Genomic DNA, 22,975 nt, shown 5'->3' with positions numbered 1-22,975 from the left:
CTCCTATGAATTTTTTACCCAAGAATAAGTATAATAAGGCATTTTGACCTCTATCTATATGTTTATTCAAAAGTAACTTTAAAGCTAGTATAATAGAGATAGGCAACCGAAAACGGAGCAAGGTAGTGGGTTGAACCTCGATGCGCTTTTCTAAGGCGCAGGAAGGGGGGATACCTATGGGAGTTAATATGTTAGTGGGATTAGTCTTTGTGCTAATCACCATAAACATTGATGCCCACATTACCATTATTCCTTTGATGATCATCAGAGGCGATGGTAAAGAAAAACTACCTTGCTCTGCCAAGCAAGGTAGTCAGAATAAAAACACCATAGATAGATAACAACCTACACCTTGTGACGTTTCGGTTGCTCAGCAGGATGTTCGCAGCATCCTGCTTTTTTAGTGTATGCGTGTCTAGAACGTTGTATACGTATTTTCTTATCTAATTAAAATATACTGTTTCTACGGCTCATTGTCAATATATAAGGGAAGAACATCTTGATACTGAGTCGAAGATAACCTTCGACTTGCTGTGCTTTGGAATGGATATTAGGTGATTGGATATGTGTGGATTTTTTAAATTATGATTAGTGTGTTAAGAATTCGGATTAAATTCAATACATAAATCCCTTTTGTACAATAGAGGTACAATCAATAAGTTATGTTGTTACTTTTTAAAGGCATAGATTAGCTAAATTGAGTTTAAAAAGGCGATTATAAGGATAAATTGTATATACAATGAATATACTTATTGTGGGAGGTGTGTTAAAATGGAAGGGAACAAACCAAACCAAAACAAAGGGGATTTTAAAGTGACTAAGACAATCACAAAGTGGGGAAATAGTTTAGGGGTTCGTATACCTCATGATATTGCACACGAACATGGCTTAACAAACGGTTCAAATGTAACGATAAGAGCGACTGAAACTGGTATTGTTATAGAGCCTGTAGAGAAAGACTTATCACTAGAAGATATGTTAAGCCAAATTAATAATTCTAATCGTCACGAAGAAATTGATTTTGGTAATGAAGGGAAGGAATTATTATAAACATGGAACCTCCAAGTAAAGGTGATCTTATTTATATAAATTTCAATCCACAATCTGGACATGAACAAGCTGGGAAAAGGCCAGCCATTGTATTATCACCAAGATCGTTCAACAAAGAAACAGGTTTTGCTATTGTCTGTCCAATCACAAACCAACAAAAAGGTTATCCGTTTGAAGTCACTATTCCAGATGATCAAGAAACGATAACAGGAGTTGTGTTAACTGATCAAGTTAAAAGTTTAGATTGGAAGGCAAGAAATATTAAAGTGATTGAACAAACGAACCCTCATGTTGTGAACAAGTGTATCAGTAACATACGCAAGATCCTTCCTTTAGAAGATTAACAATAATAAAATGAAGTCCACTGCATCACTCTTCTTTGTCATCGCGTTAAAACGTATTCACTACTTCTGGCTCATAACCAATCGATGCTTTTTGCATGGCTTCAACCATATCTAACCAATCATCTGTCTTAACCATTTTATTTAAATAATAGTGTGGGTATTCAGGTGTCGTTATTCCAGTCCAGGTTTGGTCTGAATTGACACTTCTGTTATTAAGATATTCCTCATCAATACGATCTGCGTCCAATCCTTCAATATGATTAAATACCGCTTCTTTCCATTCTTTATTAATGTCGTTCATGAGTTCAAGTTTGGAATGTTCATTTTGGGTTAATACTCTTACATCATTACTCTTGGCGGAGTCACTTAAATCATTCTCTATGTAGCGGGCGAATTCATAAGCCATAAATGTTGGAAAAGGACTGTTATTATAGCTGTAACTCATCTCTTGTTTATCTAATCTATCTAACCATTGAACAGCCAAATCAACGACTGTATCCCCAGACTCGTGCATGACTTGATAGTTTTCCTGTAAAATAACGATTTGTTCTTGTGTGATTTCTCCTTCATCTACTATTCGGTTTAAATAATAATCATTAATTGCGATGGTTGAAGCGAGTTTCAGGGTGTCATTGTATAGGATTTCGGAAGTATAATTGTCGTAGTTAGATTTCTCGGTTGTTATATTGTACGAGTAAATACTTAAAGCAAGGATTATGACAATTAGGGCGGTAGTGATTAAGTTTTTTCTTAGTATTTTTAAAAAGGAGTTCACCATTGTGGTATCGCCGCTTTCTTCATAGGTTATGATGACTTACTTTGAAGTTATATTTCTCTTCATTATTACAATGTCTATTCAACAAATTCAATTCTTGAAGCTGTTGCTTGCAAAGGATTAGAGTCTAGAGCTTCACTAGCATACCATGTTTTCACTCGGTCACCTACGTCTAATTCATTACGGCTTTTCCCTTTAAAAACTGTTTCGTTTGTATATTTCAAGTCAACCTTACCTGGGTAGTCTTGAATTAAAAATGATTCATCATCAATCTCTACAATTTCTCCAGTAACGCCTTCAAGGTACTTTGTTTCCTCATCAGATGAACAACCATTAGCAATAAATAAAATCATAAAAGAAATTATACTTAGTAGTATTCTAGACTGCATAAAATTCTCCTTTGCTAATCTAGTAGAATGATTTTTTGAAAAGATAGTACATTACAAAAACCACCATTTGAGATGAATGTGATAACAGTTCAAACTATTTGACACTCAATAGATCATATAATACTTTGCATATACAAATGAAGATGTAATTACATTAAACAATAAGAAGGGATATGATGCAAAAATGAATAATTTTCAAGCATTAGTATTAGATAAAGTGAATGATCAAATGGAATTAGATATTAAACAATTAAGTATGGATGATTTACCAGAAGGAGAAGTAACCATCCGTGTAGCTTACTCTAGTGTAAATTTTAAGGACGGTATAGTAGCTTATCAAGGTCAGCTTGTAGAGTCCTATCCTTTAGTACCAGGGATCGATTTAGCTGGTACAATCATTGATTCAACAGATACCCGGTATAAAAAAGGTGATGAAGTTATCGTAACTAGCTATAAATTAGGAACAGGGCATTCTGGCGGATTTAGCGAGGTAGCTCGTGTACCTGCAGATTGGGTTGTTCCTCTCCCAGAAGGTTTGACTTCAAGAGAAGCTATGATCCTTGGAACAGCTGGATTTACCGCAGCATTATCTGTTCAAAGACTTGAAGACAATGGATTAGAACCTAGTCAGGGACCTGTTTTGGTGGCTGGTGCTACTGGTGGTGTCGGTAGTATTGCCGTCAATATGTTAGCTAACAAGGGCTATGATGTTGTAGCTAGTACAGGAAAATCTAATGAAGAAGCATATTTAAAAGGATTAGGCGCTAAACAGATTATTGATCGTAATGAAATTGTAGATACTGAACAAATCCCAATGCGTGAAGAAAAATGGGCTGGGGCTATTGATCCAGTAGGTGGAAAAACTCTTCAATATATACTAAGTACATTGAAATATGGAGGATCTGTGGCTACAAGTGGTTTGACAGGTGGGGTAGAAGTTTCCACAACTGTTATTCCTTTTATTTCAAGAGGGATCAATTGGCTTGGTATAGATTCTGTTGAATGTCCAATGAATAAGCGATTAGAAGTTTGGAATCGTCTGAGTGATGATTTAAAACCAACAAATTTGAATGAAGACATGGTCAACGAAATATCATTACAAGAATTACCAGAAGTATTAGGGAATATTTTAGAAGGAAAAGTACGCGGAAGAACACTTGTAAAACTATAAAGTGGCTAGATCAAAGCACAATAAAGAGATACAAATATTAAAAAAGACGATTTAAATTGTAACGGGTTCGTTACCTATCACAAACATTAAAAATGTAAGCAAAAATGACTATCAAAATGTAGATTGATTTGATAGTCATTTTTTATTGTCACACAGAGTTTCCTGCTTCAATATTAGGTTTATTTGTGGTGCAATTCACCTATAATAATGTAAGCGTATGATAGCTAATGTATGTTGACAAAAAAGCTACAAATTAGCAAACAAATTACATTTATAATGCAATTATGAGCTGTTTAAATGAAGATAAAACCAAGGTATCCCTATGCGGAAGAGGTAAAACTAAACCTGTCTTTTAAGTCACGAAAAATATTAGAGCATTATTCCAGTTATACAGGTTTTATTCCAGCTCAAATAATTGAGGAGGTATTACTAAGGGGAATCTTTTTACTTATTCAAGATGTTGTGATTAAAAATTGGAATGCGTTTTAAATGATAGAATAAATAATCATTCCATTGATGGTTAATATTAACATGTTATAATCTGAATAATATGTTAATTAAGAAGTGATTTTAGGATTAAAATTAGTCTTGTTATTGAATAGAAAGGATCCATTATGAAACAATTTTTAGTCATACTAGTCACTACATTGCTTGTATCAACTGGGACAATTCATGCTAATAGCGAACAAAATCAAATGACAGTGTCAGAAATGAATGAAAAACTGAATGAGTTAGGGTTAACTAGTCATCAAATCGAAAAGTTAAATGAAAGCACAAAAAAGGCGATTGCTACTGAGGAAGATGCTGAAGCAGTCATTGGATTTAAGAGTTCAATTGATGAGGAAGGCATAGAGAATCAATCGTTAAAAGATGACGTAACCTTAGACTTAGTGGTCGTAGATTTGGGCACAACAAATTCTGGAGTTCCTAGAATACAATTAATAAGCGATTATGAATGGGTGAATATGCCTTTTTACCGTTATGAAGACATTATTGCAACTACATGGAGTTACGGATGGAATGCGCAGTCATGGAGTTTTTCAGAGGAGCAATATATTTGTCAGGACGGAATAAATATGACTTGTAGTTGGAAAGACACATCACAAATAGACCCACAATATGAATCTCGTTTACATAGTGTTGGTTGGAGCTATGACCTAGTTTCTTCTGCCATGCAATCTAGAGGTACAACAATAGTTAATTTAGAAGCCAATAATGAATCACAAATTAAAAATACAAGTGATGCCGAGTTTCAAACTTATTATGCACATGATGTATTCATACCTAATATGAGTCTTTCCTTTTCTAATGTTGGGGAAGGGACCTCAGTCACACCAGACTTTGGCGGTGAAAAATCTACAAGCAATTTTATAACTATTCCTAATCGTAAGCTCACATGGAATTGATTGATATATTTTTATCGAAACACGAAATAGCCGATTAGTTTATTCGTATTGAGTTGTTTTCATTGGTCAACACTCAATAAAGAAAACATAAGGTAGGGGGGGACAGACTCTTGAATAAGAAGGTTTTGATGTATCTGTTGGCGGCTTCAATTGGGCTTAATATTTATTTTCTGTTGGATGGAGAAGAGCCTGAAAAAGAAAAAATTAATCAGGATATTATTGAAAACGCGAACAGCTTGGCCATGGTAACAGAGGATGGCTTGAATAGGATATTAGAAGAAGAGAATTATAGCATGATAAGCGTAATGAATTCGGCTGCTGTTTGGTGGCCTGACGTTAGACATAATGACCATACAAATCAGAGACTCATGGATTTAGTCGAAGAGAATAAGAAGTCGCAACAGCGATTGCTTTCCTCGAACTTAGATGATCCTTCCACTGAACAGATTGAAGAATTCCATAGCTTGATGGAGAGACAAGCGGATATTCCATGGGATGAGGAACGCAATAACGTTGAGAATTGGATAGCTGAGTTAGAGGAAATTAATATACGATTAGGAGAGTTACAAGATTAAGGATCCTATAAGGATAAATTCTAGTATGAACTGTAATACTAAAGATGGTTTAAATTCATGAATATGCAATTTAAATAAACAAGCTATTGGCGTAATGCCCACTTTCCTGCTTTAGCTAAATATGTCATCATCCATTCATTTCTTTCAATTATGAAATGACTAACTAACATCGAGAGCAAAAATGTAATGGAAGGGAAACTATTGGCCAATAAATTCGTTACGAGAAAATAAATGAGGCATGAGAGAAGTAGTAGAGTTAATATGTATAATAAGCCATTTTTCATTAGATCACCTTCTGAATAAAGTATATTAATTTAATGCTAACATGCAATTTCTTTTCTAAGAACTAATTCCCTCACAAAATATCAGTATAAAGCATAGCTCACCCACTATGATTGTAGAATCTTCATTTTGTCTGTTAATTATTATAAGTGTAAATAGATCAAAAATTACTTACTACCCTAATTTTTACCATAGATGTGTTTTACTATGATATCATATTTGTAAATGTATGAATATTTGGAAAAGGATTAATTATTGGGCTGGTAATTTGTCTAATTACTGAAATGAGTAATAATAGGGATCACATTAGTTTAGCTAAATATTTTAAGCTGATTCATCATCGTTTGTGGCAAAAGTGGATCAGCAGTTAACGAAACCGTAAGTAGTTTGTTTTATTTAAAGGGTTATGTGAGATCGCTGACTAGATGGAGTTGCTGTAATAGATAGTCTTATTAGTGACTTTTACATAGAAGGGTAAGTAGAAAGTAGGGTTAGGCTAAATATAACTATTTTTATATTTTTTAAGAAAACGAAGGAAAAAGCAAGTATTAATCCTCACAATTCTTTGAATGACATGTCATTGGAAACACAAGTGGTTAAATGTCTGTGGTACCGTGAATGCGTCATAGAATAATGTATTCGTTTATTGTTATATGAATGGCTCAGTCATTTAAACATCTGATAGAGAATTGTAATGTAGGAGGTCAATTGAATTTGCGTTTGCGTATAAAGTTTCTATTGATTGCTAGTATTGGAAGTAGCTTGATGATCTTAATGTTAAAGTTTTTCCATTGGACACTGAATGAGCTATTGAGTCCATTTCTGTTTTTCGTCTTCTCAACGTTTGCTTATAGTGCATTTTTAATTGTGGCTGCCATAGCGTTAGTCGTATTATTCTCTCATAAGGATTGGAAGCACATGGTTATTCAAGGGGTTGCCGTGATGTTGTTTTTTCTAATTCCGTTTGATCAGGTCGTGTTAGAGGCCGATTATCACTCGACTGAGGAACAACGTGCTGCTGTTGTTGATATGGTTTTAAATGAGGAATTGGCACCTACAAATTCGGGACATGTTGCGTCTATTATTGAATTGCCGGATCAATATAAACATCTGTCAGTTGATGGAGAAATTTATATTGAGATTGAAGAAGACCGTACTTCGTTATTATTTCTGTCTGATGGTAGATTTCTAGACTCATTTGCGGGGATTGTTTATTCCTCAACGAATGAAGAACCACAGACGGGTGACTTTAATGGCCATTATCTCGCGGTGAATAAATTGGAGGATCATTGGTTTTCGGTAAGTGCAGGGTGATGGTGTAAGTGGAAGGTTGATTTATGAGGTTGAATTGAGGGAAAACTTTAGATGTATCAGTTTATTTTAGTTAAAGGGGTTTTTAAACATGACACGTCGATTATTTATCATAATGTTCATTCTCGTTATATCTCTAATGGCAGGTTGCACAGGTGGGGCAGAAGCACCTGAACACTTTTTATCGGAAGAAGAAGGGAAATATAGCATAGTATCAGTTCAGGACTCTATTTCAACACCTGCTTTTAAAGAATCTTTTACGGATGACAATATATACTTATCCCAAACCTATTTCTCAAAATCTCACAACGACTTGGATGATTTAGATGTTGGTGGTGAGGAACTGCCTGTATTCTTCGTTTTTGATCATGAGGAATTGGTAATGAAAACGAGTGATGAAGCGGAAGTAGTTGAGGTTTTGCAGTCTTAGAATGGGGATGATCCTTTTAAGCTATTTGTTTGAAATGGAGTGAATGAAATTGGTCTTTGAAGAAATTAATTTAAATAAACATCGGGATAAAGTGATCGAATTTCGGAGGGACTCTTTTAAAACAAGTTTTGGAGATGCTTCGGCATTTGAAGAAGATGATTATTTGAGTTGGTTAAATGAGAAGATCAAACAGTTTCCTAAGGGATTTGTTTTAGCAAAAGAAGATGATCTTTATATAGGACAATTAGAATTAACGATTCGCGAATATGAAGGTTATGATATTGGCTATGTTCATTTGTATTATTTAATGCCTGAAATGCGTGGAGTGGGTAAAGGAACAGCATTGCACAATTATGCAAAAGACTTTTTCGGCAAATATGATGTTAGTGAATACCACTTAAGAGTTTCTCCTTCAAATATGGCTGCACGTCAGTTTTATCACAAAATCGGTATGGAAGAAGTGGGTTCAGAATTTGATGGAAAGGTAATTAGAATGAAAGGGTATTTATAATTGACTTTTCCATAGCTGATTAAAATAGAATGATATGCCAGCAATTAAAATTTCATGAAAGGTGTGATGCGATATGACATTTAAACGATCAGTTGATGTTTTTAAATAGTCTATACAAAGGGGAATTCACATTTGAAAACGGAGAATGAATTATTTGAATATGTATCAGAAACAGAAAGGTTAGTATTAAGACCACTTAAAAAGGCTGATTACGAGAATTGGTTAAATGAATTTAATAGACGTTATCCATCTCAGCATCGACATGATACGGGCAGAACAGACATGAGTGATTGTACAGAGGAATGGTTTAATAAACTTATAGATAAACATCAAAACTTAGCTTTAACGGATACCGCCTACATTTTTGGCGTGTTTAGACAGGAAGATGGTACACATGTGGGAATGGTTGACTTATCAACTATAGAGAGAGGGGAATTCCAATGGGGACGAATAGGATACTCGTTCCATAATCGATATTGGGGAAAAGGGTATGGCAGGGAAGCGGTAAACGAAGTTCTTCATATGGCTTTCAAGTGTTTGAGCTTTCACCGTATTGAAGCTCATATCAATATTGATAATCCTGCTTCAATCAAATTAGCTGAAAATGTAGGTATGGAATATGAATGTATAAGAAAAGGATTTATCTTCGAGTTTGGAGAATGGACAGATAATCTGATTTATTTTAAAAATTTGGTCGAGTAGACTTTTTACGTCATAAAAGAATTGTTCTGAGGAGCAGTTCTTTTTTTACAAACTTCAATTGGGATTGTGATATTAGTCCTTATTAGACTGAATAGTAGTGTTACATAAAATCATTTAGGGATACAGATAAGGTGAAGTGCAATTTGTCAGGCAAGGAGAGGGGATTCAATTGGTCGTAGGTTTTATAGGATTTATATCTATTACGTTATTAATTTTGTGTTTTTCTTATACTCTTCATTTTGTAGAGAACTTACATAAGGGTGATGAACGTATTGTTAAACAATCCAAAAAAGTAGCGATAGTATCTTTGGCTTTGGCACTTGTGATTCCGTTTGTGTATAGTTTAATTGTGTTTTGATATTGGATCAGTGAAAGTTTGTCGTTGGTATTTTTGAATGGCAGGTTACAAAGTATGAAGTTAATATTTTAATCAGGTTATAAGTTATGAGGTGACTGTATTGCAAAAATGTGAGAATTGTCATGCACAATTTAGTTGGAGTAAAATTTATAAATCAATTTGGGCCAATTATCGCCCTATTAAATGCTACGAATGCGGTACGGTGCATGAGATAACATCTTTTAGCAGAACCATTGTTGCTATTCTTACAATTCTTCCAATGTGTATTTCCGCTATATCTCTGCCACCTACTAACGACCTTGCTTTAATTTTTGGGATAGTTATCGTATGTATAATATTGGTTTCTTTAATTGCTCCGTTTTTAGTAACTTATAAAGATTGTTTGTGAATCAAGGTGCACAAGCTGTTGATATTATAAAAGGAGTTCAAAGGCTTCATTAGACAGCGAAAAATCATTTTAAAATTATTTTAATGGAAATTAATTACAAAAGTTGAAACACATGATATACTTGAATGAATAAAATTTTGAATTTTTAGATTTCGTTTTTGGTTCGAGGGAATAAAATGAGCAAAAATAAATTTTGGCTATTTATGATTTTGGGAATACTCACTGGTGTTTTCTTAACTGGGGTTTTAGAGTGGTTTAATTTTAATATATCCTTAGTTAATATTTTTCAGATAGTGCTCGGTGAACCTAACTTTGTCTCAGTTATTATTATATTAGTAGTCACTTTGCTGTTTTCGTATTTTGTAATGAGCAGCCTTTATAAAAAATTTGTAAAGCCCTAAATTGGGAGTAGTTTTTATAGGCCTTTGGTGTAGAAGCTCAAGCTGAAATCTATATCAAATTTTAAATAGGTTGTATAAATGTGTCGATTCTGTTAGGAAGTTCTCATTGGAGGTTGAGATATGCATATTGAGGTGAAGAAATATCAAGATGAAGACGAACCTCAGTTGATAAGGTTATTGAATTTTTGTTTTGAGTATGAAAACTTGATTAACATCGTGAAGTCAAATCAGTTGAATGTTGCATTCTCAGCTTATTTTGAAAATGATTTAGTTGGGATACTGCTTACCTGGAAAAGTCGAATTCATCCATATTGCCTTTATTTTCGTATTCTAGTCGATCCGTTTTATCGACATTTAAATATTGAAACACAACTGCTTTTAAAGCTTGAAGAAATCAAAGAAGAAGGGCTAACTTTACAAACCTCAACTTGGGAAACTTCGAATAAACAGATTAATTTGTATTTACATAATGGGTTCAAGGAAATAAGAAGAACTTATATATCAGCTTTAGCAGTATCTGATGTTATTAATGATAGATCTCTGAAAGGTAAAGGTGTTCAAATTCAAACTTTAGAAGAAGTCTTAATGAATAAAGAGTTAACAGAGGCACTCATTCATCAAGTGAAAACGGTTTATGAAGAAACGCATGAGGTTAATCCAGTAGCACATTTAGACGCAGATCAATGGTATGAGTTAATTGTTTCTAATGATGTATTACAAGATTGGAGTTATATTTACATTGATTCTGAGGAGAAGAGCATCATCGCCTATTCCTTTCTTCATGAGTCTGATGAAATCAAAACTGTGGAATTAGGCTGGTGTGGTACTAATGGTATGGAACAAAAACAATTGATTCCTGAATTGGTTCATATGCAAGTGAATTATGCATATCGGCACGGATTCGAATTTATAATTGGAGAATTTGATACAACTGACAGCTATGCTTTGGAAGTCTTGACCCGATTTCCGTTTGCCCCAAGTCCGACTTGGATTACCTTTCAGAAAGAATAAAGGGTTTCGAAGTGTTTTATCTCAAGGAGTAATTCTTTTAAATGGATCTGAGGAGAGGTGTCAGAGTCTATGAGAAAATATCATAGAGCATTTGGAGTATATGGAATATGTATAAGAAATGGAAAACTCTTGGTTATAAATAAGAACGGTGGTCCTTATATAAACAGATATGATCTCCCTGGAGGAAGCTTAGAAGAAGGGGAAGGTTTGTCCGAAGCAATGAGAAGAGAGTTCCTCGAGGAAACGGGTCTAGAAATCGAAATTGAGGAAAACATTGGTGTCATTGATTTTAAACTTCCTTGGTCGTGGAAAGATTTTACGGATGTGCACCATATAGCAGTATATTATTCAGTTAATGTGGTAGGCGGACAATTAAATATTCCAGAACAATTTGAGGGACAGGATTCATTGGGGGCATCGTGGGTATCGGAACATGATGTTTCCTTGGACAATGCTTCACCACTTGTTTTAAAAACTTTTGAATGGTTAAATTCAGAGACTTTAGGGATTGATACAATAACTTATCAAGATTGGAAAGTCTTACGAAACTAGTTTGATGATTTCAAGCCGTGGACATTTAGTAGATTGATTTTTTATCGGGAGTCAGCACTAAGAGATAGAAATGAGTGATCCGAGTGCGAAAGAACAAAAATTTTCAGTATCTATTAATTGCCGTTTTATTTTCAACACTCGGTGATGGAGTTACGTTAATTGCAATCCCGTGGCTATCGACTAATTTGACCGACAATGCCTTTATGATCTCAGTAGTTTCTGCATCACTGACTATTCCATGGTTACTATTCAGCTTACATACAGGTTTATTATTGGATAAAGTTGATCGGAAATTGATTATTTGGATCAGTATCTATTTGAGAATTACGACGTTATTTGTTTTAACTGTTCTAATCATAACGAATACAATCACTATTCTATTATTAATTATTTGCGGCTTTTTAATTGGTTGTTCGAAGGTATTATTTGATAGTTCTGCACAAACCGTTACGCCAGATATTGTGTCAGAAGAAGATTTGGAAAAAGCTAATGGCATGATTGTGACTGCAAGGTTAACGATGAGTGATGTATTAGGTAGAGCTTGCGGCGGGTTGCTAATCGCAATAAGTATCTGGACACCTTTTTTATTGGATACGATTTTACTCTGTTTAGCAAGCCTATTCATTTTCAAGATGAAATTACCTGACACAATTAAGGATGATTATAAGAAAGTAAAGTTAAAAGAAGGATTCACTTTTATTTTCAAGGATCACTCTTTACTGATGTTAATGGTGATTTTAGGCAGCCTTGTAATACTGTTGTTTTCTAGTACGCTTTCCACGCAAGTGTTATTAGTGAGAGAAGTTTTAGAACTAAGTTCATTTGAATTTGGTGTTCTAATTTCTTTCAGCACCCTAGGCAGTTTATTAGCTAGTAACACGATTTCGTTATTTTCATCTAAATTCGCGTTAAAGACTCAATTAGTCGTTTCATTGTTTGTAATGGGATTATGTTTTGGAGCTGTTGGACTATTTTATAATAAGTTTATTGTGGCCGGACTATATTTTATAGGAAGTTATTTTATCATCATTTGGAATATTGCTAACTTATCCTATCGGCAACGTATTACACCTAAAAATTTATTAGGAAGAGTTGGCGGCGTTATTCGGTTCTTCTCCTTAGGTTTCACGCCCTTAGGAATGATTTTAGGTGGTTCACTGGTCGTTTGGTTAGAACCGTTTATTTCGAGAGTGTGGGCAATAAGATCCCCGAATTTATTGTTGGGTATCATATTTGTTGGATTGAGTTTAATGATGATTGTGTTATTTAGATTTTATAGTTTTAATGAATCAAGGTCGACTGAATACGCGAATGATGGAAATTAACTTAGTAGAAAATGAGAAGTATGAGGAGGAATTATGACTTTATTCTACTTGTTACCCTTACTAGTACCTATGCCATTTTTGTTTCATTACTTTGAAACAACTCAGTTTTTAGATGATTATTCTCATTTGACTGTAGTGACGTTATTATTTGTTGTTGTTGCGGGCTTATTTTCAATTAAGATCGAATTTCGTTATATAATCTTAGCTAATATCTTTTCCGTGATTTTATCCATTATATTGGGGGAGATGTTCATAACTCCGCCGAACGCATCTTGGTTTAAACCATTTGGAATGGGAGCAGCAATCACATTCACTGGTATATTAATTTTCTTGGGGATGCTGATTGTTCGGTATATAATTACCGTTATTATGTTCAGAAAATGAAGAGGATTAATTTATTGTTGGTTAAGGTTTAGTTATATGGTTGTGAAATAAAGCATGGTGAAATTTGATGGTACCCAAAGATTAAATACGGCATAGATCTATCGCTTTTAGATAAAAGTTATCTTGAATATTTTGGATATATTCAGATGAGTTCAACGATAGAAATTCTACTAGAATCGTATGAAAATTATTAATCTATTAAAGGATGTGATCATATCATTTTCGAGACATCAGCAGCAGAGCTAAATATTGTCATTACACTTGCTTTTGGGACATTGTTAGTCGTGCTATTTCCTATAATAAATAGGGAAAATAAATATTTTGCTTGGGTTAGTCTAGTGATGGGCATTATCGTTTTATTGCTTTTATTATGGTTCACATTTAGTAATGAAACGATTAGACATCAGATATTAAATTACGGGCTGCAATAAGGGTTGCGAATAGGATCATAGCAAAGTACCAAATGATTGAGAGAAAGGCATGATCAATGTGAAAAAAGCTGTCATAACAGGTAGTTTTGTCGTTGTTCTGGTGATTGGGTTGGTCATCTGGAACTCGGGTGATTTGTTTGAAACGGAATCTCCTGAGGCGCAATCTGAACCAAATGATAATGAAGCGGAAATACCTGATCCTCAAGAATATGATGAAGAAGATTTCGATAAGGCTGTTAATGAAGTTCGGGATTCTTTAGACGAAGCGGTAGTAGAAGAAATATTTGACGTACAGGATCAGGATCAATATGACGAAAATGAAGTGTTTAGTGTAGCATCAATTAGTGAAGCAAAATTTGAGTTTCGCTATTTAGTGGAAAATGAACTGTACGACGAGCGAAAACCCTCTCAGGAGGTAAAAGATCTAGCTCAGGAGAGAGCTGAATCAATTAATAAAATGTTTAACACAGCAGAGGAACGTTATGATCTGACAGTGACTCAGGAAGAAGTGACGGATTACATCGAAGAAAATGTTGACACAAACTTTGTTGAGAGTATGGAGATGTATGCTGATGCTTTAGGAATCAGTGTTGAAGAGTTGAACCATTCATTTGATCGAGATATTTATGCGCAAGGTGTATTGTTAAATAAAATTAACGAACGTATGATAGCAGAGAACCCGAAGCAATCTGATGAAAATCAACGTGACTATTCAGAACGAATTGATGAGATTATTGAGCAGGAGTTTTATGCAAATTAATATGATTTAGTCGCATGGAAGGGGAGCTGCATAATAATGAAAAGGTTGGCTGTTATTACTGTTGGTAAAACTCACAGTGGGAAAACCACATTTGCAAGAACCTTAGAAAGACAACTTGATAACTCCTTTGTATTGGATCAAGATAATCATGCAGAATTTACTAATAAATTTTACCCTATGTTGCAACCCAAGGCCGGACCGAATAACCTCAAGTATTCAATATCTAAACTAATTGTTGATTATGCTAAAACAAACACAGATCAACATATCATTGCTAGCAATGGAAATCGATCCAAAGAAGGAAGAGAATATTTGCTTGAAGAGATATATAACCAAGAAAAATTTATCCGTATCTTGGTTCATTTTGACATTCCTGATGAAATACTCTATGAACGCGTTAATGAAAGTGAAAGAAGTACAACTGTATTAAGAGGAGATTTTTCAAGCTTTAAGGAAGTACTCTTGAAACAACAAGCTGAATCTAAACTAGATGATGTTGTAGCTCCTGAAGTGGGAGAAGCAGACTATTTATTCGTAATTAAATATAACGAGAAATTTGATGATGTAATTAAAAAAATCGTTCATATTTCTAAATGTTTATAATTAATTCACACCTAGGTATACAGATAACTAAAAGTATTAGGCATAAAAATAGCAAGATATATTATTACTTTTTAAGTGGAGCAGACAAATATGGATTTTAGAGATATTAGTTTTTTTATATAGATGAAGACCCTCCTATGGATTTGTTGTTATTAGCGGATCCTTCCGAAGAGATGATTGCAGACTATTTAAAAATGGGAGAATGCTTTGTTGCAGAGATAGATAATCGTATTATTGGAGTTTATGTATTACTTCCTACAAGACCTCAGACCTTGGAAATGGTGAACTTTGCAGTTGCAGAAAAATATCACGGTAAAGGTATAGGAAAACTTCTAGTGATGAATGCAATAGAAACAGCAAAAGAAATGGGATACAAAACAATAGAAATTGGTACTGCGAATTCGAGTGTAGGGCAACTTCTACTTTACCAAAAATGTGGTTTTAGAATTACTGGTATTGATGTGGGATTTTTTACTAGGCATTATCAAGAAGAGATCTTCGAAAATGGCATACAGTGTACGGATATGGTTCGTCTATCTCAAGATTTATAACGAATTGAGTTTTATATAATGAGTAAAACCTCAATTTTCTAAGAAGAGCTAAATTTAGAACGTTATATAACCGTAGACCCAAGGCTATAAAAGAAGAATATAATAATTAGTCGTTAAAAGAGGGAGGAATTTAATGGAGAAAAGTAAATCACAAATTTATACACCACCTAAGCACATAGTTTCAGCTGCTACTATTGTTCCTAATGATAATGGTGAAATTCTGTTAATCAAGGGACCCGAGAGAGGTTGGGAAATGCCTGGTGGACAAGTTGAAGAGGGTGAGTCTTTAAGGGATGCTGCAATAAGGGAAACTAAAGAAGAGTCAGGAATTGATATTGCAGATTTGAAATTTTGTGGAATATTCCAGAATGTAGAAAAATCAATTTGCAACACGCTGTTCTTAGCTAAACCAATTGGAGGAAAGCCAACGACTTCACCAGAGAGTTTGGAAGTGGATTTCTACCCAATTGATGAAGCATTGGAAATGGTGACTGTGAGTAATTTCAGACAAAGAATTGAATATTCCTTGGATGAAAATACTCATCCATTTTATATAGAATTTTAATGCTTTGAAATACTATATAGAATTAGTGAGGGTTTGTAAATGGAATACTACAAATATCTAAGACAGTATGTGGGGCATAAACCAATTATTTTACCTGGTTCCGTTGTGGTCATTTTACATAAGATCTTTATTTGTCTGTAGTCATAATGTCAATTAGCACAGGTGGTTTTGTAAATAAATGACACAACCAAGTAAAACGCTTTTTGTGAGGAGACTGTTAATGCCGGTATGTAAAAAATGTAGTCATCATTGGAGTTGGACTGAAACGGTAAAAGAAATATTCACAATTACAAAGTCAATGACTTGCCCCAGCTGCAAAGCTATTCAGTATACTTCTAACAAATCAAGAATAGTATCATATTTGATGGCAATTGTTGTTATAGTATTGATTCTAACAGTGGGAACATTCTTACCATCTCCATTTTTGCCCGTTTTTAGTTCTTTACTATTTGTACTATTGTTTTTGATTTATCCTTTCATTTTATCATTATCTAATGAAAAACCATATTTTTGAAATAATTGCTCTTCACATATGTATTAATATATAGTATTGTTAGGTAAATTCAAGGAGGTATCGACAATCAAAATGGACAATTCCCTTATTTTTGCGTAATTAAATTTATTCAAAAAGTCTTTTGCCACGAGCAAAAGAAGGGGATACGTGTGTCTATTTTGAGATGACTATATAAACATTCATTTCTTTTCGTCATGATGTTATATGATGGATTAGTTTGTAACGGCACAGGGAACCCTTCCTCTGTGCTTTTTTTTGTGGCGAAATTGGAGTGATGTTATGTTTGTCATAAAAGCTGAAAATTTAACAATGGAAAAAGGCGTTCGAAAGTTATTTGAAGACGTAACGTTTGATATTTTACCGAATGAACGTGTTGCCTTATTAGGCATGAATGGTGTAGGAAAGACGAGTTTGATTAATGGACTGCTTGAACTTGAGCCTATAGCTGAAGGTGACATTTATTATGGTGTAGAGTGGTCGAATATTGGTTACATGGTTCAAGCGGAAGAAAGTCATACGGATCTACCACTCAGGAATTGGGTTGTAAGAGAGCACCCTAAAGAACAACTAAGAAGAACGCTTATTCAATTAGAAAAAGATCCGAGAGATGCAGCTATTTTGAAAGAATATAATGAGGCAATATCACAGTATTTAGAAGTTGATGGCTATCAATGGGAAATGGAGATTGAAAGCAGTTTATTAGAAATGGGATTAATAGAAGAAACATGGCATATACCTTTTAAACAACTGAGTGGTGGCCAAAAAACGCGCGCTAAACTTGTGAAGCTTATGCTTGAAAATGCACAATTCATTATTCTTGATGAGCCGACTAATCATTTGGATTTAGAAACAATCGATTGGTTAGTTAAATGGTTGCAAGCGTTTCAAGGTACGGTTTTATTTGTTTCTCATGAACGTGAATTTATAGATCGGGTTGCAACGGCAATATTTGAATTAACATCTGAAGGACTGACCAGGTATGAAGGTGGATACAAGGAATATGAGGCTCAGAAGGAAATCGAAGAAGAAACGCGACGACAGCAATATGAGAATCAGGAAAAAGAACGACGGAAACTCAAAGATTTGATCCAACAATATAAAGGTTGGCATGCAAGCGCTAATGCTAAAGCCAGTGTCCGCGACCCATATGCGCAAAAGAAAGCGTCTAAACAAGCATCAAAGCTTAAAGCAAAAGAGAGCGCATTAGAGCATTTGGAAAAAGAAGCGATTCAAAAGCCGAAGAAACCAGGTAGAATAAATGCGCAAATGGATGCGAGTGAATTTACTGGAAAGCGTATGGTTCACGTAGATCAGGTGTCTAAGTCATATGGCGATAAAGCCATATTAAAAGATGTGAACGTAGATATATTGAAAGGTGACCGTATAGGTGTGGTAGGTGCTAACGGTAGCGGGAAGACAACTTTTCTAGAATTAATATCTGGTCTTAGCGAAGGCGATCAAGGCGCCATACATTATAATCCTCAGGTGAAAATCGGGCAATTTTTCCAAGAGTTCGAACAATTAAACGAGCAGAACACCATATTAGATGAAATCATGGAGCTTCCTAATATGAATCAAACTGATGCTCGTACGATCTTGGCATGTTTTTTGTTTAGAAGAGAAGAGGTTTTTAAAACGATTGGTAACTTGAGCGAAGGTGAAAAAGGGCGCGTCGCTTTTGTGAAGCTGTATTTTTCGGAGGCTAATTTGTTAATTTTAGATGAGCCTAATAATTATTTTGATATTTCATCGAGAGAAATTATTGAAGATGCTTTAGTTAACTATCCGGGCTCTATCGTATTAGTGACTCATGACCCGTACTTGTTGCGAGCGATTTCGAATAAAATTATTTCATTAGAACAACAAACGATGCAAGTTTTTAATGGGACATATGGTGACTGGGTGAACCACGTTAATGTTGAATCAGAAGAGCAACAACTGTTAAATCAATTAACAGAATTGGAAGCGAGGTATTCTCAAGGTTTACTTGAAGAATATGAGTCATCACAACAAGAAGAGGAGAAGGTTGAAGCATTAAAGGATTTGAAGGCTGAAATAGAACGGTTAAAAGAACAAGTGAACAAATTGAACGGGTCATTATAATGTAGAGAGATTGTGAGCGGGTGGGACTTGAGAATAAGTAGTTCAGTTTAGGAGTACAAAGGTGCTATTTGTAACCATAATTGGACTACTTTTTTATATGGATTTATGGGTTAAAATGTAAAGTTTTTACTAATCCAAGTTAAAAGAATTTTAGGATAATTCAATTATATATGGTAAAATAAGTTAATTGATTAACGAATTTTTTTAAGGTGGAGCATCTTGTTTACTAAAAGAAATTCTTTAATTTTGAGCATCATTGCATTTGTCTTAAGTATATTAGTCATAAGCTCCAGTCCAAATTTCATTGCAACAGGACTGCTTGTGATTGTTTCAGTCCTATTATTTTGTAATTATTTAAGGTTTAAGTATGCCCTTAAAACCGCAGAACTGGTAGGTATTTTTATTGCAGCTATTATTCTCGTATTTTCACTTTTTATTATAGTGTTATTGGCTGTGTTTTATTTCAATATGCAATGACCTGATTTTGAAAGCTAAAGAGTGGCATTAATTTAACAAAAACGAGCATTTCCCTGCATAAATGACTGCTCAAAATGCATTTGATCATCTATTCGTTATGTGTTTCTACTCTTATTGTTCGTACTCCAAAACGAAAAACTTACTTTTGAGTGAACTGCTTTTTCCGTATGAAAGCTTAGAAGAACTTGTAGGACTAATTGTCATTAAACTTACATAACCAAATGTGAAAATTAATAGGTTATTGAGGCTTTCGTGGAAAATATGCTGAAGATTATTTTAAAACTATTGCAGCCGGTTATTTTTAAAAATGGGAGTTGAAAAATGATATGAGATGTCTATGTAAACAAAAGGAAGTAAAGGAATTAAAAATTGAAGCAGATGTTGGGGCAGATCCTATTTGGTGTGATCGTTGTCATTGCAACCTAGACGTAGAAGAGATTCCAATTTCACTCAATTTGAAATTGCGGTTAATGAAATGGATAGGTGACTATGGTAAATGGATTGATTGGGATAAAGATGGAATAGTTTCTAATGGGGTTGAACTTGAAAAAACACATAATAAAGAAGGGTTGAAACTAACAGAAGAAGTACAGAAAGAACTTGAAGGAAAATATAAAGTTTCATTTTCACCTTCTACATTTGCAAGAATGCATGTAAAGGAATAAATGACTATTAAATGATTTGAACATTGATTTAATAATGAAAAACGAATATTAAGTTGTATTGCGAATCGAGAGTTAATTCGCTTTTTTATCAATATGTTAGTTAATCTATAAATTAGCAGTTTTTTTAATATGTATTGAATCAAAATAATATTAATTCATTTGTCTAAAGGGGATATGAATATGTGGGATCAACAATTTATTCATACAGAAAGAGGCGAGTTTGAAGTTTTCACTCAAGGAACTGGCGAGCCGCTTTGTATTACGCATTTATATAGTGAATTTAATGAACTTGGAAATTATTTTGCTGATGCTTTTGTAAATGATTTCAAGGTTTATTTAATAAATTTAAAAGAGGCAGGTCATTCTTGTAGAGCTAATACTGATACAGAATTGAGTATGAAAGAAACGGTTAAAGACTTAGATGCGATTAGAGATGCATTGAATTATAAGTCTTGGGGATTTGCGGGTCATTCAACTGGAGGAATGCTAGGATTAGTTTATGCTCTAAGTTATCCTGATTCTCTAACTAAGTTATTAATTGGTGGAGCAACTGCAACCAAAACGTATATGGACCATGAAGAAAGTATGTATTCCCCCAATAGTCCTTTGAATAAAAAATTAAAACAAATCTTTTCAGTATTAAAATCTCCTGATTCGACTAAAGAAGAACGAAAAGAGGCTAATCGAGAATGGGGTGAGATGTCACTGTATAATCCTGATCGCTGGGATGAATACTTTTCTAAACCAAGTAGTGGTAAAGTGGTTCAACAAAGATTAGATTACTTTTCATTTAAGGAATTACCAGATTGTGAAATTCAAGATCAGTTACATACTATTTCAGTTCCTTCTATTGTGTTTTGCGGGAGATATGATGCGCAGTGTCCGTTAGTGTTTTCTCAAGACATTAGCAGAGGATTGCAGAATTCAAATTTGTATGTTTTTGAAAAGAGTAACCATTTTCCTTTTGTAGAGGAAAAAGATCAATTTGCGGATATGGTTTCTGATTTTAAAAGATTGAATTAGTTTTAATTACAACTTATAACACTAATTAACCTCAAAACATTCTTTATTACGATAACGAAATTTCAGAGAAGAAAAGGTGGTTGAATGAAGAAAAGCATTCTTTTGATTGCACTATTATTTTTAATAGGATTAATGGGGTGTAGTGACGATGAAGCACATTTTGTAGGTGAGATTTCAGGGTTAAATGAAACTAGTATTGAATTAGTAGTTGCTGAGGAAGATAGAAATCCTGATGCGTCCTATCCTGTGTACACTGTAAAAGTAAATGAGGATACTATTTATGAAGGAGATGCGGAGGGATTTTCACAGTTAGCAACTGGTGATAACGTTAAAGTTTGGGTTTATAACGTAGGAGAAGATAATCAAATTGACAATAAGACGGTAGAAAAAATAGTGGTTGAAAACTGAAAGCTACTTGATTCGTATTGGAATTATTTCCTAAGAGAGGGAGAAGTAAAATGGAAATTGAAACCCCGAGACTTAAGTTTCGCAAGTACAAAAATGATGACTTTAATTATCTATATTCTTTATTATCTGATCCAGAAATGGTTAGGTACATAGGAGAAGGAAACATAAAAGATAAGCAAGAGACCAATCGCTTTTTTAAATGGATCTATAGTACATATAATGTGGGGCCTGATATGGGTTTAATGGTATTAGAAAGTAAGGGTGATAATTCCCCAATAGGGCATGCAGGACTGGTACCACAGACAGTTGACGGAGTTGAAGAACTTGAAATAGGGTATTGGGTTTCTCGAGATCATTGGGGTAAAGGTTACGCTACTGAAGCAGCCCAAGCCTTAAAAGATTATGGTTTTAATCATCTAGATAAAAACAGACTTGTTTCTTTAATTCAACCTAATAATATTGCTTCAAAAAAGGTTGCGGATAAGATAGGTATGAATTTTGATAAGGAAATTGTACTTCAGGACCATAAAGTTCATATCCATTCAATTTTAAAGGATAACTATTTTGATATTGATTCGTAATGTCATTATGTGAGCACTTTTTGATTACAGATTCATGTTTTTGTGCTTAGAAACGTCTTTACACAAATAGTTTATAACAACAATCATTTTAATTCATTCAAAGGGGAATAAATTAATGCGGAAGTTTTACGTCGCATCAAGTTTTAAAAATAAAGATACAGTCCGTATAGTTAGTAATGAATTAATCAATAGAGGCTTTGTTCAAACTTATGATTGGACGAATAATGAGAGAGCTTCAACTTTTGAGGGTTTGACGGATATAGGTTAAAAAGAAAAAACGGCTGTTATGGAAGCAGATTTCATTATTGTTTTATTGCCTGCGGGTAAAGGAAGTCATATAGAGTTCGGTATTGCACTTGGACAAGGGAAAAGAATTTATCTTTATTCATCAGACGAATCAGTCAATCATTTTGAAACAACAAGTACGTTTTATCATTTATCTGAGGTAGAACAATGTGTGGGGTCTATTGAGGATTTAATAGAAACTGTAACAAATAGCCAAGCGTCATTTGACTAATGAGGTGCGTTGGACATTAAAAAGATGGTTGATTTTATTTGGGCTTATCACAAGCCTCCAGGTCCGCCGCTTGCTGGTGGGCCATTTCGACGTGATCTTGCTTTTTCAACTTCTCGTTCGACTTCTTTTTCGTTCTCTTTTTCTTGCTGGGTTTTCAGGTGTTGTGGCTTCGTGTAACGTTTTTTCTGCTTTCGTTTATCTAGAATGATCATAAATGCAATGGCTGCGACTAGGAATAAGCCCCATAAGATGTTGGATAACATACTCATTCTCCTTTCGAGCAATTATAATTGGTTAATTAACTCGATGGTAACAGAAGTCAAGTCCATAATTATGTGTAAAATACATGGCAATGAAATTCAACTCTTGTCATTGATTATTTATGTGTTATCGCGATGAGGTGGGGATGGCG

30 protein-coding genes are annotated in these 22,975 nt (G+C 34.2%); 27 read left to right on the top strand and 3 right to left on the bottom strand.

Translation table 11 applies throughout. The features are described 5' to 3' along the window. Positions 1 to 176 precede the first annotated feature (176 nt). The 3 genes from J2S77_RS13735 (at position 177) to J2S77_RS13725 (ending at position 1,394) form a co-directional block, all read left to right on the top strand. Positions 177 to 341: a hypothetical protein gene (locus J2S77_RS13735; protein ID WP_306978283.1), complete on the top strand. Its 165-nt coding sequence runs from the start codon at positions 177 to 179 to the stop codon at positions 339 to 341. 430 nt (positions 342 to 771) lie between these two features. Beyond that, positions 772 to 1,050, top strand: coding sequence for an AbrB/MazE/SpoVT family DNA-binding domain-containing protein (locus J2S77_RS13730; RefSeq protein WP_306978281.1), 279 nt, complete (start codon positions 772 to 774; stop codon positions 1,048 to 1,050). 2 nt (positions 1,051 to 1,052) lie between these two features. Then, positions 1,053 to 1,394 (top strand): type II toxin-antitoxin system PemK/MazF family toxin, encoded by a 342-nt coding sequence (locus J2S77_RS13725; RefSeq protein WP_306978279.1) that lies wholly within the window; start codon positions 1,053 to 1,055, stop codon positions 1,392 to 1,394. A 46-nt stretch (positions 1,395 to 1,440) separates the two neighbouring features. On the opposite strand, the gene J2S77_RS13720 is transcribed toward J2S77_RS13725, so the two are convergent. Together J2S77_RS13720 and J2S77_RS13715 are read right to left on the bottom strand one after the other, a co-directional pair. Next, positions 1,441 to 2,172, bottom strand: a complete 732-nt coding sequence (locus tag J2S77_RS13720; RefSeq protein WP_306978277.1) for a hypothetical protein — start codon at positions 2,170 to 2,172, stop codon at positions 1,441 to 1,443. Between the two features lie 74 nt (positions 2,173 to 2,246). Next, positions 2,247 to 2,558 (bottom strand): DUF3221 domain-containing protein, encoded by a 312-nt coding sequence (locus tag J2S77_RS13715; RefSeq protein WP_306978275.1) that lies wholly within the window; start codon positions 2,556 to 2,558, stop codon positions 2,247 to 2,249. 184 nt (positions 2,559 to 2,742) lie between these two features. Here J2S77_RS13715 and J2S77_RS13710 point away from each other — a divergent pair, with 184 nt between their 5' ends. The 24 genes from J2S77_RS13710 to J2S77_RS13605 all read left to right on the top strand — a co-directional run bounded on the left by J2S77_RS13710 (position 2,743) and on the right by J2S77_RS13605 (position 22,563). Then, positions 2,743 to 3,729: an acrylyl-CoA reductase family protein gene (locus J2S77_RS13710; protein WP_306978274.1), complete on the top strand. Its 987-nt coding sequence runs from the start codon at positions 2,743 to 2,745 to the stop codon at positions 3,727 to 3,729. A 614-nt stretch (positions 3,730 to 4,343) separates the two neighbouring features. Further along, complete coding sequence (locus tag J2S77_RS13705; RefSeq protein ID WP_306978272.1) at positions 4,344 to 5,135, top strand: hypothetical protein; 792 nt, start codon at positions 4,344 to 4,346, stop codon at positions 5,133 to 5,135. A 110-nt stretch (positions 5,136 to 5,245) separates the two neighbouring features. Beyond that, positions 5,246 to 5,710: a hypothetical protein gene (locus J2S77_RS13700; RefSeq protein WP_306978269.1), complete on the top strand. Its 465-nt coding sequence runs from the start codon at positions 5,246 to 5,248 to the stop codon at positions 5,708 to 5,710. Positions 5,711 to 6,706: 996 nt separating this feature from the next. Further along, on the top strand, positions 6,707 to 7,306 hold the full coding sequence (locus tag J2S77_RS13695; protein ID WP_306978266.1) for a hypothetical protein: 600 nt from the start codon (positions 6,707 to 6,709) through the stop codon (positions 7,304 to 7,306). Positions 7,307 to 7,394: 88 nt separating this feature from the next. Further along, a complete protein-coding gene (locus J2S77_RS13690; RefSeq protein WP_306978265.1) occupies positions 7,395 to 7,733 on the top strand; it encodes a hypothetical protein in 339 nt (112 codons plus the stop codon). 43 nt (positions 7,734 to 7,776) lie between these two features. Beyond that, complete coding sequence (locus J2S77_RS13685; protein ID WP_306978263.1) at positions 7,777 to 8,244, top strand: GNAT family N-acetyltransferase; 468 nt, start codon at positions 7,777 to 7,779, stop codon at positions 8,242 to 8,244. A gap of 132 nt (positions 8,245 to 8,376) precedes the next feature. Next, positions 8,377 to 8,946 carry a GNAT family N-acetyltransferase gene (locus tag J2S77_RS13680; RefSeq protein ID WP_306978262.1) on the top strand — a complete coding sequence of 190 codons (570 nt, stop codon included), beginning with the start codon at positions 8,377 to 8,379 and terminating at the stop codon, positions 8,944 to 8,946. Positions 8,947 to 9,395: 449 nt separating this feature from the next. Beyond that, on the top strand, positions 9,396 to 9,692 hold the full coding sequence (locus J2S77_RS14465; RefSeq protein ID WP_370871857.1) for a TIGR04104 family putative zinc finger protein: 297 nt from the start codon (positions 9,396 to 9,398) through the stop codon (positions 9,690 to 9,692). A gap of 521 nt (positions 9,693 to 10,213) precedes the next feature. Further along, positions 10,214 to 11,104: a GNAT family N-acetyltransferase gene (locus J2S77_RS13675; RefSeq protein ID WP_306978260.1), complete on the top strand. Its 891-nt coding sequence runs from the start codon at positions 10,214 to 10,216 to the stop codon at positions 11,102 to 11,104. A 69-nt stretch (positions 11,105 to 11,173) separates the two neighbouring features. Then, positions 11,174 to 11,656 (top strand): NUDIX hydrolase, encoded by a 483-nt coding sequence (locus J2S77_RS13670; protein WP_306978257.1) that lies wholly within the window; start codon positions 11,174 to 11,176, stop codon positions 11,654 to 11,656. An 83-nt stretch (positions 11,657 to 11,739) separates the two neighbouring features. Further along, entirely contained in the window at positions 11,740 to 12,981 is a 1,242-nt protein-coding gene (locus tag J2S77_RS13665; protein ID WP_306978255.1) for an MFS transporter, read from the top strand. A gap of 33 nt (positions 12,982 to 13,014) precedes the next feature. Further along, positions 13,015 to 13,365, top strand: coding sequence for a hypothetical protein (locus J2S77_RS13660; RefSeq protein WP_306978254.1), 351 nt, complete (start codon positions 13,015 to 13,017; stop codon positions 13,363 to 13,365). A 480-nt stretch (positions 13,366 to 13,845) separates the two neighbouring features. After that, a complete protein-coding gene (locus tag J2S77_RS13655; protein ID WP_306978251.1) occupies positions 13,846 to 14,556 on the top strand; it encodes a hypothetical protein in 711 nt (236 codons plus the stop codon). A gap of 36 nt (positions 14,557 to 14,592) precedes the next feature. Further along, positions 14,593 to 15,159 carry an AAA family ATPase gene (locus J2S77_RS13650; protein ID WP_306978249.1) on the top strand — a complete coding sequence of 189 codons (567 nt, stop codon included), beginning with the start codon at positions 14,593 to 14,595 and terminating at the stop codon, positions 15,157 to 15,159. Between the two features lie 137 nt (positions 15,160 to 15,296). Continuing rightward, on the top strand, positions 15,297 to 15,710 hold the full coding sequence (locus J2S77_RS13645) for a GNAT family N-acetyltransferase (protein ID WP_306978246.1): 414 nt from the start codon (positions 15,297 to 15,299) through the stop codon (positions 15,708 to 15,710). A gap of 133 nt (positions 15,711 to 15,843) precedes the next feature. After that, a complete protein-coding gene (locus J2S77_RS13640; protein ID WP_306978244.1) occupies positions 15,844 to 16,275 on the top strand; it encodes an NUDIX hydrolase in 432 nt (143 codons plus the stop codon). 178 nt (positions 16,276 to 16,453) lie between these two features. Then, positions 16,454 to 16,789, top strand: coding sequence for a TIGR04104 family putative zinc finger protein (locus tag J2S77_RS14460; RefSeq protein ID WP_370871856.1), 336 nt, complete (start codon positions 16,454 to 16,456; stop codon positions 16,787 to 16,789). A 279-nt stretch (positions 16,790 to 17,068) separates the two neighbouring features. After that, positions 17,069 to 18,892 (top strand): ribosomal protection-like ABC-F family protein, encoded by a 1,824-nt coding sequence (gene abc-f / locus J2S77_RS13635; protein WP_306978243.1) that lies wholly within the window; start codon positions 17,069 to 17,071, stop codon positions 18,890 to 18,892. A gap of 803 nt (positions 18,893 to 19,695) precedes the next feature. After that, positions 19,696 to 20,034, top strand: a complete 339-nt coding sequence (locus tag J2S77_RS13630; RefSeq protein WP_306978240.1) for an immunity protein CdiI family protein — start codon at positions 19,696 to 19,698, stop codon at positions 20,032 to 20,034. 180 nt (positions 20,035 to 20,214) lie between these two features. Next, positions 20,215 to 21,057: an alpha/beta fold hydrolase gene (locus tag J2S77_RS13625; RefSeq protein ID WP_306978239.1), complete on the top strand. Its 843-nt coding sequence runs from the start codon at positions 20,215 to 20,217 to the stop codon at positions 21,055 to 21,057. A gap of 84 nt (positions 21,058 to 21,141) precedes the next feature. Next, the gene (locus J2S77_RS13620; protein ID WP_306978237.1) at positions 21,142 to 21,465 is read left to right on the top strand and encodes a hypothetical protein; all 324 of its coding nucleotides are present in this window, start codon (positions 21,142 to 21,144) and stop codon (positions 21,463 to 21,465) included. Between the two features lie 50 nt (positions 21,466 to 21,515). Next, positions 21,516 to 22,046, top strand: a complete 531-nt coding sequence (locus J2S77_RS13615) for a GNAT family N-acetyltransferase (RefSeq protein WP_306978235.1) — start codon at positions 21,516 to 21,518, stop codon at positions 22,044 to 22,046. A 115-nt stretch (positions 22,047 to 22,161) separates the two neighbouring features. Further along, on the top strand, positions 22,162 to 22,314 hold the full coding sequence (locus J2S77_RS13610; protein ID WP_306978234.1) for a hypothetical protein: 153 nt from the start codon (positions 22,162 to 22,164) through the stop codon (positions 22,312 to 22,314). A gap of 18 nt (positions 22,315 to 22,332) precedes the next feature. Continuing rightward, positions 22,333 to 22,563 carry a hypothetical protein gene (locus J2S77_RS13605; protein WP_306978232.1) on the top strand — a complete coding sequence of 77 codons (231 nt, stop codon included), beginning with the start codon at positions 22,333 to 22,335 and terminating at the stop codon, positions 22,561 to 22,563. Positions 22,564 to 22,610: 47 nt separating this feature from the next. On the opposite strand, the gene J2S77_RS13600 is transcribed toward J2S77_RS13605, so the two are convergent. Further along, on the bottom strand, positions 22,611 to 22,826 hold the full coding sequence (locus J2S77_RS13600; protein ID WP_306978230.1) for a hypothetical protein: 216 nt from the start codon (positions 22,824 to 22,826) through the stop codon (positions 22,611 to 22,613). Positions 22,827 to 22,975: the final 149 nt, after the last annotated feature.

The organism is Alkalibacillus salilacus (assembly GCF_030812915.1).
Taxonomy (GTDB): domain Bacteria; phylum Bacillota; class Bacilli; order Bacillales; family Alkalibacillaceae; genus Alkalibacillus; species Alkalibacillus salilacus.
The sequence above is the reverse complement of the archived record's forward strand: the minus strand, read 5'-3'. Positions and strand labels throughout refer to the sequence as shown.

Bases quoted from the DNA above. Each gene is read 5' to 3' on its own strand.
- J2S77_RS13615 (WP_306978235.1), top strand. From the start codon at position 21,516: ATGGAAATTGAAACCCCGAGACTTAAGTTTCGCAAGTACAAAAATGAT.
- J2S77_RS13730 (WP_306978281.1), top strand. From the start codon at position 772: ATGGAAGGGAACAAACCAAACCAAAACAAAGGGGATTTTAAAGTGACT.
- J2S77_RS13655 (WP_306978251.1), top strand. From the start codon at position 13,846: ATGATCAATGTGAAAAAAGCTGTCATAACAGGTAGTTTTGTCGTTGTT.
- J2S77_RS13690 (WP_306978265.1), top strand. From the start codon at position 7,395: ATGACACGTCGATTATTTATCATAATGTTCATTCTCGTTATATCTCTA.
- J2S77_RS13650 (WP_306978249.1), top strand. From the start codon at position 14,593: ATGAAAAGGTTGGCTGTTATTACTGTTGGTAAAACTCACAGTGGGAAA.
- J2S77_RS13610 (WP_306978234.1), top strand. From the start codon at position 22,162: ATGCGGAAGTTTTACGTCGCATCAAGTTTTAAAAATAAAGATACAGTC.
- J2S77_RS13630 (WP_306978240.1), top strand. From the start codon at position 19,696: ATGAGATGTCTATGTAAACAAAAGGAAGTAAAGGAATTAAAAATTGAA.
- J2S77_RS13640 (WP_306978244.1), top strand. From the start codon at position 15,844: ATGGAGAAAAGTAAATCACAAATTTATACACCACCTAAGCACATAGTT.
- J2S77_RS13620 (WP_306978237.1), top strand. From the start codon at position 21,142: ATGAAGAAAAGCATTCTTTTGATTGCACTATTATTTTTAATAGGATTA.
- J2S77_RS13660 (WP_306978254.1), top strand. From the start codon at position 13,015: ATGACTTTATTCTACTTGTTACCCTTACTAGTACCTATGCCATTTTTG.
- J2S77_RS13735 (WP_306978283.1), top strand. From the start codon at position 177: ATGGGAGTTAATATGTTAGTGGGATTAGTCTTTGTGCTAATCACCATA.
- J2S77_RS13625 (WP_306978239.1), top strand. From the start codon at position 20,215: ATGTGGGATCAACAATTTATTCATACAGAAAGAGGCGAGTTTGAAGTT.
- abc-f (WP_306978243.1), top strand. From the start codon at position 17,069: ATGTTTGTCATAAAAGCTGAAAATTTAACAATGGAAAAAGGCGTTCGA.
- J2S77_RS14460 (WP_370871856.1), top strand. From the start codon at position 16,454: ATGACACAACCAAGTAAAACGCTTTTTGTGAGGAGACTGTTAATGCCG.
- J2S77_RS13605 (WP_306978232.1), top strand. From the start codon at position 22,333: ATGGAAGCAGATTTCATTATTGTTTTATTGCCTGCGGGTAAAGGAAGT.
- J2S77_RS13675 (WP_306978260.1), top strand. From the start codon at position 10,214: ATGCATATTGAGGTGAAGAAATATCAAGATGAAGACGAACCTCAGTTG.
- J2S77_RS13725 (WP_306978279.1), top strand. From the start codon at position 1,053: ATGGAACCTCCAAGTAAAGGTGATCTTATTTATATAAATTTCAATCCA.
- J2S77_RS13705 (WP_306978272.1), top strand. From the start codon at position 4,344: ATGAAACAATTTTTAGTCATACTAGTCACTACATTGCTTGTATCAACT.
- J2S77_RS13600 (WP_306978230.1), bottom strand. From the start codon at position 22,826: ATGTTATCCAACATCTTATGGGGCTTATTCCTAGTCGCAGCCATTGCA.
- J2S77_RS13720 (WP_306978277.1), bottom strand. From the start codon at position 2,172: ATGGTGAACTCCTTTTTAAAAATACTAAGAAAAAACTTAATCACTACC.
- J2S77_RS13710 (WP_306978274.1), top strand. From the start codon at position 2,743: ATGAATAATTTTCAAGCATTAGTATTAGATAAAGTGAATGATCAAATG.
- J2S77_RS13715 (WP_306978275.1), bottom strand. From the start codon at position 2,558: ATGCAGTCTAGAATACTACTAAGTATAATTTCTTTTATGATTTTATTT.
- J2S77_RS13670 (WP_306978257.1), top strand. From the start codon at position 11,174: ATGAGAAAATATCATAGAGCATTTGGAGTATATGGAATATGTATAAGA.
- J2S77_RS13645 (WP_306978246.1), top strand. From the start codon at position 15,297: ATGGATTTGTTGTTATTAGCGGATCCTTCCGAAGAGATGATTGCAGAC.
- J2S77_RS13685 (WP_306978263.1), top strand. From the start codon at position 7,777: ATGAAATTGGTCTTTGAAGAAATTAATTTAAATAAACATCGGGATAAA.